This is a genomic window from Rhizobium sp. C104 (assembly GCF_022354505.1).
Classification (GTDB): Bacteria; Pseudomonadota; Alphaproteobacteria; order Rhizobiales; family Rhizobiaceae; genus Rhizobium; species Rhizobium redzepovicii.
Map to the genome: position 1 here is coordinate 1819947 of NZ_CP092348.1, position 16405 is coordinate 1836351.

12 protein-coding genes and 3 pseudogenes are annotated in these 16405 nt (G+C 61.9%); 5 read left to right on the forward strand and 10 right to left on the reverse strand.

The genetic code is table 11. From position 1 onward, the window contains the following. Positions 1-4 precede the first annotated feature (4 nt). Positions 5-855: pseudogene (locus tag MF410_RS10170) on the reverse strand (methyltransferase domain-containing protein). Positions 856-1016: 161 nt separating this feature from the next. Here MF410_RS10170 and MF410_RS10175 point away from each other — a divergent pair. From MF410_RS10175 to MF410_RS10185, 3 genes are all read left to right on the forward strand, one after another. Then, on the forward strand, positions 1017-1193 hold the full coding sequence (locus tag MF410_RS10175) for a hypothetical protein (RefSeq protein ID WP_165503984.1): 177 nt from the start codon (positions 1017-1019) through the stop codon (positions 1191-1193). A 63-nt stretch (positions 1194-1256) separates the two neighbouring features. Further along, entirely contained in the window at positions 1257-2645 is a 1389-nt protein-coding gene (locus MF410_RS10180; protein WP_097625162.1) for a sensor histidine kinase, read from the forward strand. 2 nt (positions 2646-2647) lie between these two features. Continuing rightward, a complete protein-coding gene (locus MF410_RS10185) occupies positions 2648-3271 on the forward strand; it encodes a response regulator transcription factor (RefSeq protein ID WP_097625161.1) in 624 nt (207 codons plus the stop codon). Positions 3272-3302: 31 nt separating this feature from the next. Here the strand turns inward: MF410_RS10185 and MF410_RS10190 are convergent, their stop codons facing one another. Further along, entirely contained in the window at positions 3303-3806 is a 504-nt protein-coding gene (locus tag MF410_RS10190) for a hypothetical protein (RefSeq protein ID WP_097625160.1), read from the reverse strand. 308 nt (positions 3807-4114) lie between these two features. Between MF410_RS10190 and MF410_RS10195 the strand changes: the two are divergent. Both MF410_RS10195 and xth read left to right on the forward strand, forming a co-directional pair. Further along, positions 4115-4611, forward strand: a pseudogene (locus MF410_RS10195) (hypothetical protein). 9 nt (positions 4612-4620) lie between these two features. Then, positions 4621-5412: an exodeoxyribonuclease III gene (gene xth, locus MF410_RS10200; RefSeq protein WP_097625158.1), complete on the forward strand. Its 792-nt coding sequence runs from the start codon at positions 4621-4623 to the stop codon at positions 5410-5412. Between the two features lie 14 nt (positions 5413-5426). On the opposite strand, the gene MF410_RS10205 is transcribed toward xth, so the two are convergent. The 8 genes and pseudogenes from MF410_RS10205 to MF410_RS10240 all read right to left on the reverse strand — a co-directional run bounded on the left by MF410_RS10205 (position 5427) and on the right by MF410_RS10240 (position 16332). Further along, complete coding sequence (locus tag MF410_RS10205; RefSeq protein ID WP_097625448.1) at positions 5427-7511, reverse strand: FAD-binding protein; 2085 nt, start codon at positions 7509-7511, stop codon at positions 5427-5429. 6 nt (positions 7512-7517) lie between these two features. Beyond that, on the reverse strand, positions 7518-8687 hold the full coding sequence (locus MF410_RS10210) for a Gfo/Idh/MocA family oxidoreductase (protein WP_097625157.1): 1170 nt from the start codon (positions 8685-8687) through the stop codon (positions 7518-7520). 11 nt (positions 8688-8698) lie between these two features. Beyond that, positions 8699-10354 (reverse strand): GMC family oxidoreductase N-terminal domain-containing protein, encoded by a 1656-nt coding sequence (locus MF410_RS10215; protein ID WP_131711841.1) that lies wholly within the window; start codon positions 10352-10354, stop codon positions 8699-8701. Position 10355: 1 nt separating this feature from the next. Further along, positions 10356-11902, reverse strand: a pseudogene (locus tag MF410_RS10220) (GMC family oxidoreductase). A 15-nt stretch (positions 11903-11917) separates the two neighbouring features. Next, positions 11918-13033: an ABC transporter ATP-binding protein gene (locus MF410_RS10225; RefSeq protein WP_239620369.1), complete on the reverse strand. Its 1116-nt coding sequence runs from the start codon at positions 13031-13033 to the stop codon at positions 11918-11920. A 3-nt stretch (positions 13034-13036) separates the two neighbouring features. After that, complete coding sequence (locus MF410_RS10230; RefSeq protein ID WP_131711868.1) at positions 13037-14008, reverse strand: carbohydrate ABC transporter permease; 972 nt, start codon at positions 14006-14008, stop codon at positions 13037-13039. Further along, positions 14005-14958, reverse strand: a complete 954-nt coding sequence (locus MF410_RS10235) for a sugar ABC transporter permease (RefSeq protein WP_183782586.1) — start codon at positions 14956-14958, stop codon at positions 14005-14007. Before MF410_RS10235 ends, MF410_RS10230 begins: the two co-directional genes overlap by 4 nt. Before the next feature lie 111 nt (positions 14959-15069). Beyond that, a complete protein-coding gene (locus MF410_RS10240; RefSeq protein ID WP_222134750.1) occupies positions 15070-16332 on the reverse strand; it encodes an ABC transporter substrate-binding protein in 1263 nt (420 codons plus the stop codon). Between the last annotated feature and the right edge of the window lie 73 nt (positions 16333-16405).

The following is a 16405-nucleotide window of genomic DNA, read 5'->3' on the forward strand; positions in this document are numbered from 1 at the left end:
GGAACTACGAAACGCTGCCGGCGACGACCAAGGCGCTCATGCCGCCGCTAGGACGAGCTCCGTGACGCGCTTCCACGCGCTCGGCCACCTCATCGACGATCTCGGACATGCGTTCCGGCGCCCGCCATTCGATCTCGCCCCGCAGAAGCGTGCCCTGGCAGAATGCGGCTGCGACGTCCTGGGCGCTGGCCGCGACGGAGGTCAATTCGAGCCGGTTGCAGGTCACTGCCTTAAATCCTGCCGACGACATCTGCGCCTTGATGGCGCCGGGGTCGAAGTAGGAGTACGGCAAGCGCCGGAGAAAATCCGGAGGGTCGGATGGAAGAGACCTGCCAGACATTCGTCGACACAGCTCGCGAAGTCATTGGCCGAAAGTGAATCCCACGTCGAAAACAGAAAGCGGCCTTTGCTGCGCAACACTCTTTCAGCCTCGCTATAGGCCTTCACCTTGTCGGGAAAGAACATTGCGCCGAACTGGCAGATGACCAGATCGAACATCTCAGGCGCGAAGGGAAGATTTTGCGCATCGGCGTGCATCCAGTGGGTCCGCGACATCGTCACCGTTGGCGCGCCGATATCGATCATCGCCTGGCTGAGGTCGGTGGCAACGATTTCCGTGGGCGGATCAAGCGTTGCGCGCAGAGCGCGCGTCAAGGCGCCCGTCCCCGCAGCGAGTTCGAGAACGCTTCCAGGTTTCGACTGGTCGGCGGCGATCGCCATCTCCGCCGCATAGGGCTCGAAGAGGATGGGCACCAGGAGGGTCTGATATAGCTCGGCCATACCTTCATCGAATGGTGGGGCAGAAGTGGCAAATGCGGCGGCAGCGCCGTTCTCGATGTCAGCAGAAATTGTCACTCGCAAATCTCCAGAACCCCGAACCTTTCAGTGCTGAAATATGACTGAATCTGGTGACGTCCACGGGGGCCGGACCTAGGTCCGAGGCCTGTCAGACCGAAGTCCCGGGGTGGAACGCGGACAGGACCGCGCCGTTTCGAAGGGGTGAAGGAGATCCTGAAATGGCTCAGACTAACAGATCCCGCGTCAATGACGCCTGCAACGTGTGCGTCGTCGCCCTTGTCGTCGTCATGGCGGCTCTTCTCTACGTTTTCGGTGCAGCCATGTCCGGCGATACGCTCCAGCTGACGAAAAGTATAAGAGGTGCCGAAATCTTCGATACCAGGGATGTCCCCTGACGCCGTCTGGAAAAATTTCGAGGAAGCGATAGGTTAGTCGGCAAGTCTCTTACCGGTATCACAATGAATTGGCTTCGCCGCTGGAATGCCCGCTCACTCGCCTCCCAGTTCTTCATCGCAGGTGGGTTGATCTCGATTGCCGCCATGTTCCTGGTGGGCATTCTCGTTACCCATCTCATCGAGGAGGCGGTCATCCACAATTCCGGTGCGGCAACGGCCCTCTATGTCGACAGCGTAGTCGCGCCGCTGCTTCCAGACATGCAAACGGCATCATTTCTGGATGAAGGCAGCGCGCAGGCTCTGGACGAAACACTTGGTCAGGGCGCGCTCGGCAGGCGGCTTGTTTCGTTCAAGCTGTGGCGAAGCGACGGCACCATCCTCTACTCGAACGAAAAGGAACTGGTCGGCAAGACCTTTGCGGTCAACGACAAGCTCCGAAATGCCTTCGCAGGGTCTCTCGTTGCGCGCTACGAAATCGCCGACGATCCGGAAAGCGAGAAAGAGCGCGCACTCGGCAAGCCGCTGATGGAAATTTACAACCCTGTGCTCCAGCCATGGTCCGGACAGGCCGTCGCCGTCATCGAATTCTACGAGACCGCGGAAGGACTGGGCGACAGTCTGGCAAATGCCAGGCTTCGGAGCTGGGCCGCCGTCGCCGCTCTGACAGCAATCTTTTTCCTGGTTCTCGCCGTCCTGGTGTTTCGGGTCAGCCGCACGATCGAAGCGCAAAGGAAAGATCTCAAGGAACGGGTCAACGACCTGTCTGCGCTGCTGGCGGAAAACCGTGGGCTGCAGCGGCGGCTGCAGCGCGCCTCCCAGCGCGTGGCGGCGCTGAACGAAACATATCTGCGCAGCATCGGCGCCGATCTGCACGACGGCCCGGCCCAGCACATTGCCTATGCCTCACTGCGGCTGGACAGCGATATGTTGATCAATGCCTCGACACCGCCCGAAGCGCGGGAAAAGGAGCTCGCATGGATACGTTCGAGCCTTGCCGAGGCGATGACCGAGATTCGTAATATCTGCAGCGGGCTGGTGCTCCCGCAGATCGAAAAATCCTCGATCAGCGAGATCGTCACCCGGGTGGTCGAAGCGCATCAGCACAAGACCGAGACTCGTGTCGAAACAATTATCGACGACGATGGACCCGAACCCGCACCTGCCGTAAAGATCTGTATCTATCGCTTCGTTCAGGAAGCCTTGAACAATGCCTATCGCCACGGCGGCGGTATTCAGCAGACTGTAAGCGCCGCCTCGCACAATGGACATGTTCATGTCGAGGTCAGCGACCGCGGCGATGGGTTCGACCCGATGGAGGTGAGGCCGACGAGCCTCGGCCTGGTGGGGCTGCGCGAACGGATCGACAGCCTGGGAGGATCCTTCGACGTCAAGACGGGCGAAGGAGGGACGACGGTCACCATGACCTTCGAGCCTATGGAAGTGGGAGATTAGACATGACATCCATCACGATCGGCGTCGTGGACGACCATCCGCTTTTTCGCGAGGGCGTAACCCGGAGCCTATCCGAGATCAGCGACTTTGCCGTCGTTGGGGAAGGCGCCAGCAGCGATGACGCTGCGATGATCGCTGCGAACAACCATCCCGACATCATGCTCCTCGATGTCTCGATGCCCGGCGGCGGGCTGTCGGCGATCAGCGATGTGCTGACGCGGAGTCCGGCAACGAAAGTGCTGATGTTGACGGTATCCGAAGAGGTGGACACGCTGATGGCAGCCCTGCAACGGGGCGCAATGGGCTATGTTCTCAAAGGTGTCGGTTCGCGTGGTCTCGCTGAAGCCATCCAGACTGTCCTGAGCGGATCACGATATATCTCGCCGACGATGTCGACAAAGGTCATGGAGAATTCGCTGAATGGCAGCGCGACCGAGAAGAACGGTCTGACGCCACGGGAACGCGAGGTGATGGATCTCGTCGCTCAAGGCTTGTCAAACAAGCATATCGGCCTGCGTCTCAGCCTGCAGGAAAAGACGGTGAAGCATCATATGACACAGATTCTGAGCAAGCTCGGCGTTTCGAACAGGACTGAAGCGGCTCTACAATGGCGCCAGCAGCGCTAGACCAGATGTCCGCATCCCCGCTTTGGGCTTTTTAGCGAACGTAGCGGCCGAGCCGCCGGGCATCGTTTGCGGTCGCTTGCCGGCTTATGATCGTCCTGCCCTTTCCGTCCTTCATCACGTAGCGGCCACGCCTCAGGGTTTCAGTAATGCCGTTCGCGTGGCGGACGTCGATTGAGCCATCGGACGCTTCGGTCGCTGTTGCCCCCGATTCCTGCGAGGCGCTCGCGGAGGAAGAGGCAGAGGATCCGGCACCATTGCTGGAGCTTCCACCGGCACTATTGCCCGAACCGCTATTGCCGTTGCTGCCACTGTTGCCGCTACCGTTGCCTCCGCCGTTGCCGTTGCCGCCGCCGTTTCCTCCGCCGTTGCCGTTTCCATTGCCATTCCCGTTATTGCCGTCCTTTGCCCGGGCGCTTTCTACCGCCAGAACAGGAAGGAAGCCGTCAAGGTTGAATGTGGCCGGCGATGCGGCTGCGACGAGAGCAATGGCCGCGCTGCCGCCCAATCTCAGAAAATCACGTTTCGAGAACGTCATACCATAGCCTCGTCCGCTCTTCGCCGTCTTACGCAATATAGACGCTGGCCAATTTTCGCCGTTCCGGCGGATAAATGCAACCGGACCTAGGTACTAGATCGGGCCGGACTTTGGTCCCGCCCGCCGGATTGCCGGGGCTATCAGCGAGGAAAAGTCCGAACGACTGTCGCTGGTGCTGGATTGCCCAGCGCGCCATCGGCGATATTCGCCTCCTCGTCAATACATGGCCGCATCAGGCGAATGCATTTTTCTGGAACTTCTTTCCTCGTCACCGATTTGATTGTCGAAGAGCAACAGAGGAAACAGTGATGGCAAACCCGAACGAATCCCCGCAGTCCAATCCCTGCGAAAAGAGCAGGCAGAGCAGCAAAGAAGGGCTCGAAAGGGTGAGCTCGACAGAGGCATCGAGGGCACCTTCCCGGCCTCCGACCCAGTGTCGGCCACCCATACCTCGATCCCTGCCGGCCGCAGCGATATCGAGGCGGCTGAGCGGGTAAAGCGGGAGCCCGATCCGACCAGGCTCGACGAGGCGTATCCGCTCGTCGACCAAGCGCTGCGCTCGACCGGCGAAACCGGCGGCTTCGCCGAAGCCTCCGATTTCGATCGCGGCGAAAGGCGCACGCTTCAGAGAGAAGCCGGCCGCGTGGCGGAAACCGCTTCGGAGGTGGCTTCCGGGACGGCTCGTCTGGCAAAGGCGGAAGCGCGAAGCTTTGTCCAGGACGTCGAAGATCGGATACGCCAGCAGCCGTTGACGGCGGTCGCGATTGTTGCCGGCATTGCCTTCGTCTTCGGAGCGACGCGTTGAGCGATTAGCGTGAAAATTGCAACCTATAACGTCAACGGGATCAATGGACGGCTGGCCATCCTATTGCGCTGGCTCAAGGAGGATGCGCCTGATGCGGTCTGCCTGCAGGAACTGAAGACAGACGACGCCGGGTTTCCGCGAAAAGAGATCGAACGATCCGGCTACGGCGCCGTCTGGCACGGGCAGAGATCCTGGAACGGGGTTGCCATATTGGCGAAGGGCAAGACGCCGATCCTGACGCGGCGCGGTCTTCCCGGCGATCCCGACGACACCCACAGCCGCTATATCGAAGCCGTCATCGGCGGCACCGTGATCGGATGCCTCTATCTGCCGAACGGCAATCCCTTCCCAGGCGCCAAGTTCGACTACAAGCTTCGCTGGTTCCGTCGCCTGCACGACTACGCCGCCGAACTCCTGGAACTCGGCGTGCCGTCGATCCTGGCCGGCGACTTCAACGTCATGCCGACGGAGATCGACGTCTACAAGCCGGAACGGTGGCTCGACGACGCGCTTTTCAGGCCGGAGGTTCGCAAGGCCTATGCCAATCTCGTCGGCCAGGGCTGGACCGACGCCGTCAGGCATCTGCATCCAGACGAGCGCATTTACACCTTCTGGAAATACTGGCGCAACAGCTTTGAACGCGACGCGGGGCTACGGATCGACCACTTCCTGCTCAGCCCGGCCGTCGCGCCATGGCTTCGATCGGCGACTGTCCGCAGAAAGCCGCGAGGCTGGGAGCATACCAGCGATCATGCGCCCGTCATGATCGAACTCGACGTTCCCAGCGCTGCAGCCATTTGAGCCGCTATGCCGGCTCATTCATCCGCGCCGAGATCATAGATGCGGCCTGTCAGCCAGGCTGGCCAGTCTCGCTCGAAGAAGGATTTGGCATTTTCATCCAAAGTGCGGTTTGCACGCTTGGAAAGCCTGACCTCATCGCCCTCGAGTCGAACGACGATCTGCTCGTGCCTATGCGCGTCGCTTTCCTTCCGGAAGCGATATTCCTCCAACGGGCCTGCCTTCGCATGCGGAAGGGATTCGCCCTCGCCATCGCATACCGCCCGCGCTCCGCGGCTGCCGCCGCCATCGCGGATGAAGAAGTCGAGCGCGGTGAGCACCGCTTCCGAGGCGAGCGCCATATGCCGCCATTGCACGCCCCGGACCGCCTCGGCGGCGCGGCCGTAGGCGATACCTTCCGCGCGAATGTCGGCATTCAGCTTACGCGCTTCGATCAAGGCCCGGCTGACGCTCTCCTGATCACAGATGATGCCGGCCTTCTCGCTCATCCGCGCCTGCACCTCCGAGCGGATCGATTTGACGGTGAGCGGGCTCTCTGAGCGAAGAGCGGCCAGCAGTTTTGTGATGCCTGCTTCTGCTATAGCTGAGATCTCACCCGCGGCGGCCCGCTTCGCTCTTCCGCTTGCGCTGATATGCTCGGCCGCCCGGGTGCCGAAGACTTGCCCCGCATTCAGCGCCGCTCCACCGGGCCTTGTTACCCCATGTGTGCCCGCCGCTTCGCCGACCGCGTAACAGCCTGCAAGATTGCTGCGGCCCCAGGTGTCGACCATGATGCCGCCGTTCATGTGCTGGTTGTTGACGGCGAATTCCAGCGGCTCGGCGGCAATGTCGATTTTGTAGCGGCGGTAGAGCTCGATCGCGAGCGGGTTCATGTGCTTCAGTCGATCGATCGGCATGTCCTGGCCGGCGCCGGCTTTGCCGAGATAGAGGCGGACGTCTTCGTCAACTCTTTCCAAACTGAACGGCAAGTCGCCCGGCACCGGCGGCGGATTGCGGTTGAAGTCCATGAAGACACGCCGTCCCGCGGCCGTCTCGCAGTGGATGGCGAGGTCTACCAAGCTCGAGCCGAAATCGAGCATGCGCGTTGCATGAAACGGCCATTGATAGCCCTTGCGGAAGACGTTCGACGCCAATTCCTGCGTGCTGCGGTAATATTGCGCCAGGAAATGATGTTCGACGCCTTCGGCATCGACCGAGTAGAGATGCGGGATTGCCTGGACGTAAGTGCCCGACAGATTCCACGGGAAGCCTTCTCTGCGCGTTCCGATGCCGAACTGGCTTTCGGTCAGGTTAACGAGCTCGACGCCTGCCTCGAGCGCCAGCCCGAGCGAACCGAAGCAGCCATTGGGATAGACGCTGTCGCGGTAAAGCTCGCCCGGCCCGCCCGCTGCAAGCACGATCACGTCGCTGACGAACAAGGCGATGCCCAGCGGGTTTTCTTCCGTGCGGTCGCCGGCGCGCATGGCGAGTATGCCGACGCCATGGCGGCCCGCTCCCTCACCCTCGGTGAGGATTTTGACTGCGGTGGTCTGGTTGTAGAAGGGCACATTGAGACGGAGCGCCTCCTCGGCCAGCACTTTGACCATCAGGCGCGAGGTGCGCGGGCCGCAGCTGGTGGCGCGGCCGACCTCGTCATGGTCGGTCTGATATCGCAGCGTTCCGCCAAGCGGATCCTGCGGCAGCGGCAGGCCCAGGAACTGCAGCGATGCCATCATCCGCGACGAGCCGATCGCTTCGACATAGGCCGTGTCCTCGTCCATGGCACCGCCGCTGCGGATGGCGCGGGCCATCGCCTTGTAATTGTCGCCCTGATCCGCCGTGTTGGCCGTGTGCAGGGTCTGCTTGTCCGAACCGGAGCAGGCCGAGGTTCCGCCCCAGGCGCTTTGACTGACGATGACGACATCATCGCCGCGCCGCTTCATTTCCACGGCCGCACGCAGACCTGCCGCACCGGATCCAACGACGACACAGCCGGCTCGATAGATCGGCACGTCGACACCGGCGAGCCGAGCCATTGCCGGGGGACCGGCTTCAAGCGGAAGCCTGGGCATATCGACATCGGTCAGCGCGTCGAGAATTTCCTGCGGGACGTCTATGGTCATCGGCATTTATCCGAGCGGGATGTCGACCCAGCGCTTCTGCCGGGAGGACTCCATGCATGCGTCGACGATCTGGCAGATGTGGTGGCCCGTATCGAAGGTCGGCCACATCGGCTTGTCTGCAACGATCGAGCGGATCACCTCGGCCACCTCGATGATCTTGCTTTCGTTATAGCCGATGCCGAAATTCGGCAGCGGCAGGAAAGCGCGGAAGGTGGCATTTTCCGGGCCGACGTCGATCTCCCGGAAGCCACGCCGCCCCGTGCGGTCGTCGTTGGAGTAGAAGAGCAGCCGGTTTATCTCGTCATAGGTATAGGCGATGCTGCCTTTGGTTCCGTAGACCTCGTAGGTCTGCATGAATTTGCGCCCGGTCGCGACACGGCTGAAATCGACGATGCCGCCGGCGCCGTTGGCAAACCGGCACAAGAGGTTCGTCGCGTCCGGGTTGGTGATATCGGCCCAGGATTCGTTGCCTGTCAGTTTCACCTGCTCGCCATAGGCAAGGCCCTCGACGACGGGCCGGCGCGGCGTGACGATCAGATTGTCGGCAATCAGCGAACTGACGCGGCCGACCAGGAAATCCATGAAGCTGAAGATATGCGAGCCCGTGTCTCCAACGATCCCGGTCGGCGCCAGCTTGCCGTCGGCGCGCCACATGAAGGGGGCCAGGGGATCGCCGTACATGTCGACGTGCTGGCAGCCGCGGAACAGCTTGATCTCGCCGATTTCGCCGGATTCTATGATGTCTTTTGCCAGGTCATGGACGGGATTGCGGGGAAAGGCGTGTCCGACACGGGTGATTACACCCTTCTCTCTGGCGATGTCGGCAAGTTCCCGCGCCTCATCGGCGCTGTTGGCCAATGGCTTCTCGCAATAGACATGTTTGCCGGCGAGCAGAGCCGCCTTCGCCACCTGATAGTGCAGGTGATCGGGCAGGCAGATATCGATCAGATCGACCTCGGAATCGGCGACCGCCAGCTTCCAATCCTGATAGATCCTGGCGCCCGGCGCCCTGTTGCCAATATCCTGCGCTACGTCAGGGTTGCTGTCGACCAGCGCCACGATCCGCGCCGTTCCCTCCGAGACGCCGAAGAAATGCGGAAAGGTCTGATAGGCCATCGTGTGGACCTTACCCATCCAGCCCGAGGCGCCAAGCACTGCAACTCTCACTTCAGACATCGTCATTCTCCTTAGCGGATTTCTGCGCGGGCTCGAGGCCTGATATCGTTGCGCTCATACGCGAAGATCGCCGACGGCAGCGCAGGCAAGCCCTTGATAATATCCGATCCCTTTTCGCCGACCATGATCGTTGGCGCGTTGGTATTGCAGGACGGCACGCGGGGCATGACCGAGGAATCGCAGACCCTCAGGCCATCAAGGCCGTGGACCTTGAGATCCAGCCCGACGACCGCGTCCGGCCCCGTTCCCATCTTGCAGGTGCCCACGGGATGATGGTCGGTCTTTGCGTTGGCGCAGCCATAGTCGAACAGCTGCTCGTCGGTCATGACTTTCGGCCCGGGAAGCCGTTCGGCCATGACAAAGGGCTTCAGCGCCGCCTGCTGCATGATCTCGCGCGCAATCTTCAACCCCTCCAGCGACATCTTCCGGTCGTGCGGATCGGACCAGTAGTTGGGATCGATCAAGGGCGCGGCACCTGGGTCGGCGGATGACAGACGCACCGTCCCGCGCGAGCGCGGATGCAGGTAGGCGGAGTTCAGCGTCACGCCCGCATTTTTCAGCCGCTCGACGCCGGCTTCGATGCCCGATCCCAAGCCGAGATGAAACTGGATATCGGGAGAGCGGGCATCGGGATCGGCATACCAGAAGCCGCCGGTCTCGAAGAGCGACGAGGCGACCGGACCGGTGCGGAACAGGACATATTGAACCCCGGCCCAGAGTGTGCGGTGAAACTTCGCGACGCCGTCATAGGTGTGATCGCCGGTGCATTCGGCGATGACGAAAAGATCCAGGTGATCCTGCAGATTGCCGCCGACGCCGGGCAGATCGTGGTTCACCTTGACGCCCGCCGATTTCAGATGATCGGCCGGCCCGATGCCGGACTGCAGAAGAAGCTTCGGCGATCCGATCGCACCTGACGACACCAGGACCTCGCGTTCGGCGCGCACGATCTCCAAGCCACCGGCGGTTGTGATCTCGACGCCTGTTGCTCGGCCTCCTTCGACGATGATCCGCGTAACGCGCGCGCCTGTTCTGACCGTCAGGTTCTTCCGGTCCCTGATCGGCGAGAGATAGGCGAGCGACGCCGAAGACCGGCGGCGATTGCGCTGCGTCAGCTGATAGAATCCAACGCCCGCCTGCTGGCGGCCATTGAAATCGTGATTATAGGGAATGCCGAGCTCCTGCCCTGCCCGGATGTAGGCATCGCAGATCGGCAGGGATGCTGCCGGCATCGAGACACCCAGCGGGCCGCCATAGGCGTGATAGTCGTCGGCGAAGCGCTGATTGTCCTCGGCGCGTTTGAAATAGGGCAGGATCGAGCGATAGTCCCAGCCCTCACAGCCGTCTTCGCTGGCCCAGAGATCGTAGTCGGCCGCGTTTCCGCGCGTATAGAGCTGGGCGTTGATCGACGAGCCGCCGCCGATGACCTTCGCCTGGGTGTAACGGAGCACCCTGCCCTTCATGTGCTTCTGGGGGACGGTTTCCCATCCCCAGCTGGCCACGCCCTTGGTCATTTTGGCAAAGCCGGCCGGCATGTGGAAAAGCGGATTCCAGTCGCCGCCGCCCGCTTCGAGAAGCAGTACTTTGACATCCGGGTCTTCGCTGAGCCGGCTTGCCAGGACGCAGCCTGCAGGACCGGCACCGGTGATGATATAATCGAATCCCATCTTACTGTCCTATTTGAGAGCCGGAACGCGCCAGCGGATCTGCATTTGCCTGCAGGTCCTTCGATGCGATGTGATCTGCAACTCTCAGCGCTTGGCTGGCGACGGTCAGCGCGGGATTGACCGCAGCCGAGGTGGGCAGAAAGCCGGCGTCGACGACGAAGAGGTTTTCGTGATCGTAGGACCGGCAGTAGGGATCGAGCGGTGCCATCGCAGGGTCGTTGCCGATCCGAACCGTTCCGCACTGATGGGACGGCGTGCGCTTGTCGAAAGGCCGCGACAGCACGACGGGAAATCCGATCGACCGCAGGATCGACTTCAGCTTGGCGACGAGCGCCAGATGAGCGTCCCAGTTGGTCCTCTGCCATTGAAGAATGATCCGATCGCCATCGACCATGACTCGGCTTTCGGGATTGGGCACGTCTTCGCTCATTGCGTAGAAGTCGATGGCATGGCCGGTGATGAAACGGAGAAGCCATTCCGGAGCCTGCGGCAGAGAGCCCTTCAGAACCTTTTCGGAGATACGACCCAGGAGCTGGACGTTGCCGAGCGGCGGTCCCCCTCTCCGTCGGAAAGGTAGAAATCGTTGAAGGCAAAGGTCTTCTGGTAGACGGCGGTGTTCCTGAACCGTGGCGAAACGCCGATCACGGCTGAGGCGTTGTGGTTCATGAAGTTGCGCCCCACCTGATCGGAAGAGTTGGCGAGGCCCCTGGGGAAGCGATCGTTCTTCGACCGCAGCAACAGCGCCGACGATTGGACCGCCCCGGCCGAAAGGATCACGATGTCAGGCGAGACAGTCAGCGTCTCACCGTCCTTGATATAGGTGACCAGGTCGATCCGGCGGCCTGATCCGGTGTCGAGCCGCGCCACGCGCGCATTGGTTTCGAGCCGGACGTTCTTATGTCTCAACGCCACCGCAAGTGCGGCGGTTTCGGCGTCCATCTTGCCGTCTCTTGCATTCGGATGGGCATCCCATGGCGTGCGCGCCTTGGACAGCCACGCGTCGAGATCCAACCCGAGCGGCAGGGAAGACGGATGCAGGCCTTTCGCCTTGAGGCGGGCCCTGACATCGGCGACCGGCGCCTCGTCGGGCACGGGCGGGAATTCGTAGGCAGTCGAGTGATACGGTTCGGTTGGATCGTCGCCGAGACTGCCGCGGACCTGATACATCCGCTCCGCCTTGGAGTACCAGGGCTCCAACTCCTCATAAGGAAAGGGCCAGGCCGGCGACACGCCTTCCCGGTGCTCGATCACACCGAAGTCTTCTTTGCGGTAGCGCGACAAGACGGCGCCGTAGAATTTCGAATTGCCGCCGACATTGTAGTAGTTGCCGGGGTTGAAACCCTTGCCGCTCGCCTCGTACCAGATTTCCCTAGGGCGGAAATGACCTCGCTGGAAGATAGCGCGCTGGTCGCGATTGACCGGAAGATCGGCGATCTGATCGCCGGCTTCGAGGATCAATATGTCAGCGCCGGTCGCGGCCAGGCCGGCGGCGACAGTGGCGCCGCCGACGCCTGAGCCGATGATGACGATGTCTGGTGAACTGCTCATCTTAGCCTCTGACCATCAGGCGATCCGCATCTGGCTGTCGGGATCGAAGAACACGGCCTTGTCGAGATTGAAGGCAAGGCGGGTGTTTTGTCCGGGCGCGATGCCGGCATCGGCGCGCAGGCGGGCGACGACGGATTTGCCGCCGAGCTTGGTGACGGCAAAGGTGTCGGAGCCGGCCGGCTCGACGACCTCGATCAGGCAATCGTCCTCGGTCAGCGAGCGCGCCTTGCGGTCGGCGCCGTCGGGATCGGTCAGCGCCTCGGGGCGGATGCCGAAGATCACTTGGCGGCCGGCATAGGAAGACAGGCCGTGATTGCCGGAAACAACTGGCAGTCTTAGCGGCGCGCCATTCGGCCGCTCCAGTGCGACGGCAAGGCCGCCGGCGCCGTTCTCGACGGTGGCGGTCAGCAGGTTCATCGCCGGCGATCCCATGAAGTCGGCGACGAAGAGATTGGCCGGGCTGTTATAGATCTCGGCCGGCGTGCCGAACTGCTGCAGCACCCCGTCCTTGAGCACGGCGATCTTGGTCGCCAGCGTCATCGCCTCGATCTGGTCGTGGGTGACATAGACGAAGGTGGTGCCCATGCGCTGATGCAGCCGCTTGATCTCGGTGCGCATGTCGACGCGCAGCTTGGCGTCGAGATTGGACAAGGGCTCGTCGAACAGGAAGACCTGCGGATTGCGCACCAAAGCCCGGCCCATGGCGACGCGCTGGCGCTGGCCGCCGGACAGCTGGCTCGGCTTGCGGTCGAGCAGATGGCCGATCTGCAGCATGTCGGAGACCTGCTTGATCGCCTTGGCCCGCTCTTCCTTCGGAACGCCGCGGATCTCCATGCCGAAGGCGATATTGCCCGCCACCGTCATGTTGGGATAGAGCGCATAGGACTGGAACACCATGGCGATGTCGCGCTTGGACGGATGCAGGCCGTTGATGGCGCGCCCGTCGATCCTGATATCGCCAGAGGTGATCGTCTCCAGCCCGGCAATGGTGTTGAGCAGCGTGGACTTGCCGCAGCCGGACGGGCCGACCAGCACGAGAAAGCCGCCCTTTTCGAGTTCGAGGTCGATGCCCTTGAGAATGTCGACGGCGCCGAAGCGTTTTCTGAGACCGGAGATTTCCAGGAAGGCCATGACTTACCCTTTGACTGCGCCCGCCATCAGACCGCGCACGAAGTAGCGGCCGGCGAGGATATAGACGATGAGCGTCGGAACGGCCGCGATCATCGCCGCCGCCATGTTGACATTGTATTCGACCACCCCCGTTGAGGTGTTGACGACATTGTTGAGCGCCACCGTCATCGGCATGGAGTCACCGGTGCCGGCATAGGCCGAGGCAAACAGGAAGTCGTTCCAGATATTGGTGAACTGGTAGATCACCGTGACGACGATGATCGGCAGCGAATTCGGCAGCATGATGCGGCGGAAGATCTGGAAGAAGCTGGCGCCGTCGACCTGGGCGGCGCGGACCAGCTCGGTCGGGAAAGCCTCGTAGAAATTGCGGAAGAACAGCGTGGTGAAGCCCAAGCCATAGACGACATGGACGAAGACCAGGTTGACGGTCGAATTGCCGAAGCCGAAGTTCCAGCCGGTGGCGTTCTGCAGCGTCACCCCGAAGCGGCCGAGCGAGCCGAGAATGGTCGCCATCGGCAGAAGCACCGACTGGAACGGGATGAAGCAGGCAAACAGCATCAGCCCGAACACCAGCGTATGGCCGGGGAAGCGCCATTTGGTCAGGATATAACCGTTCAGCGCCCCCATGATGGTGGAAATCGCCACAGCCGGCACCACCATTTTGATCGAGTTCCAGAAGTAGCCCTTGATGCCGGCGCAGGTCAGGCCGACGCAGGTCTCGCCCCAGGCCTTCACCCAGGGATCGAAGGTCGGCGCCTGCGGCAGCGCCAGCATGTTGCCGCCCTGGATCTCGTCCATCGTCTTGAACGAAGTCGTGAGCATGACGAAGAGCGGCATCAGATAGAGGATGGCGAAGATCGTCAGCAGGCCGTAGATCACCAGGCGGCCGATCCAGCGTGTGTTGTTATTTCTGCTGTCGCTGCTTTGTGAAAGCGGTGCGGTCGAAGGTACGGTCGAGGCGGTGACACTGCTCATCGGGCCTTCTCCTTCAGTTCGGAATAGAGATAGGGGACGATGATCGCCGAGATCGTCATCAGCATGATGATGGCGCTGGCCGAGCCGACGGCCATTTCGTTGCGCTTGAAGGTGTATTCATACATGAAGTTGGACGGCAGCCAGGCCGAGCCGCCCGGCCCGCCCGAGGTCAGCGCCACCACCAGGTCGTAGGACTTGATCGCCATATGGGCGAGCACGATGAAGGCGGAGAGAAAGATCGGCCGCAACAGCGGAATGACGATGCGGCGATAAAGCTGCAAGGGCGAGGCGCCGTCGATCTGCGCCGCCTTCATGATCTCGCCGTCGATGCCGCGAAGGCCTGCCAGGAACATCGCCATGACGAAGCCAGACGCCTGCCAGACACCGGCGATGACAACGGTGTAGATGACGAAGTCCTTGTTCTTGATCCAGTCGAAGTGAAAGCTCGTCCAGCCGAAGTGGTGCAGCGTCTGCTCCAGCCCGAGGCCGGGATCGAGGAACCATTTCCAGGCAACCCCGGTGACGATGAAGGAGAGCGCCATCGGATAGAGGAAGATCGGCCTGAGCAACCCCTCGCCGCGGATCTTCTGGTCGAGCAGGATGGCGAGCAGCAGGCCGAGCGCCAGGCAAATGCCGACATAGAGGAAGCCGAAGATCGCCATGTTGGTGATCGAAGTATACCAGGAAGACGGCGGATCGCTCTCGAAGGTCCAGCGCCACAGCCGCTGATAGGCGCGTGGCCCGGTCAACGCATAAGACGGGAAGGTCTTGGAATTGGTGAAGGACAGGTAGGCCGTCCAGACGATGAAGCCGTAGACGAAGATGAGGGTGATGACGAAGCTCGGCGCCAGCACGATCTTCGGCAGCGCATCCTGCAGCCGGCCCCGCAGCGAGATCGCCGTCGAATGCCGCGGCGTCAGAACCGGATCGGTGGTGGCAACTGTGCTCATGGATATCATCTCCCTTCCCGCAGGATCGGCCCGGCAATGATCGCTGCGGAGCCTGAAGCCTCCCCGCGCGATCGCGCGGGGAAGCATATTCATCGACAGATCTCAGCGGTCTCAGCGGGCGTCGTCGATCGCCTGGACGAGTTGCTTGACGGCTTCGTCGGAGCTCTTGATCTGGCCGTGGACGAACTTCGAGACGACGTCCTTATAGGCATTGGCGATGGCCGGCGGGGCGCCATAGCCCTGGGCGAGCGAGCCGAACAGCGTGCCGCCCTCATTGGCCGCCTTCAGGTCGGCGATGCCCTTCTTGCCGCAGGCGTCGAAGTCGGTGTCGGGAACGTCGGTGCGCGCCGGCACCGAACCCTTGACGACGTTGAAGGCCGACTGGAAGCTCTTCGACAGCGTCGCCGTCGCCAGCGCCACCTGCGCCGCCTTGCGGTCGTCGGGGACGTTGAACATGCCGAACATGTCGGAGTTGTAGACGACGCTGCCATCGGTGCCGGGGAAGCGGTAGCAGAGGAAGTCCTTGTCCGGGGTCTTCTTGGCGGCGACGAATTCGCCCTTGGCCCAGTCGCCCATCACCTGCACCAGCGCATCACCCTTGATGACCATGGCGGTCGCGAGGTTCCAGTCGCGGCCGGAGAAGTTCGGGTCGACGTATTTGACGATCTTCGCCAGATTGTCGAAGGACTTCTTCATCGTGTCCGACTTCAACGACTCCTCATCGAGGTCGTTGAAGGCCTTCTTGTAGAACTCCGGGCCGCCGGTCGACAGCACGATGGAATCGAACATCGTCGCTTCCTGCCAGTTCTGGCCGCCGAGCGCCAAGGGAATGACACCGGCAGCCTTGGCCTTGTCGAGCAGCGCGATCAGGTCGTCGAAGCTCTTCGGCTCAGTGCCGCCGATCTTGTCCATCACCGCCTTGTTGATCCACAGCCAGTTGACCGAGTGGACGTTGACGGGGGCTGCGACCCATTTGCCGTCATAGACGGAGAACTTCTGCAGCGCCGCCGGCACCGACTTGTCCCAGCCTTCCTTCTTCGCCGTCTCGGTCAGGTCGCCCATGACGCCGGCCTGGGCATAATCGAGGACGGTATAACCCAGCATCTGCGAGGCTGTCGGATAGGTGCCGGCCGCCACCATCGCCTTCAGCGCCGTCATCGCCGCATCACCGCCGCCGCCGGCAACCGGAACGTCCTTCCAGGCAAAGCCTTCCTTCGACAGATCCTGCTTCAAGACGTTCAAGGCCGCCGCTTCGCCGCCTGATGTCCACCAGTGCAGCATCTGCACTTCCTTCACGTCGGCTGCCTGCGCCGCGACATGGGCGCCCGCCAGAGACAATGCGATCACGGCCGTGGTGGTCAAAAACCTATTCATCGAAGAACCTCCCAGTTCCCTCTTGGAAGATGCAGGACCATTCCCGCATCCGATTACCCGCCCTCCCCGGGCG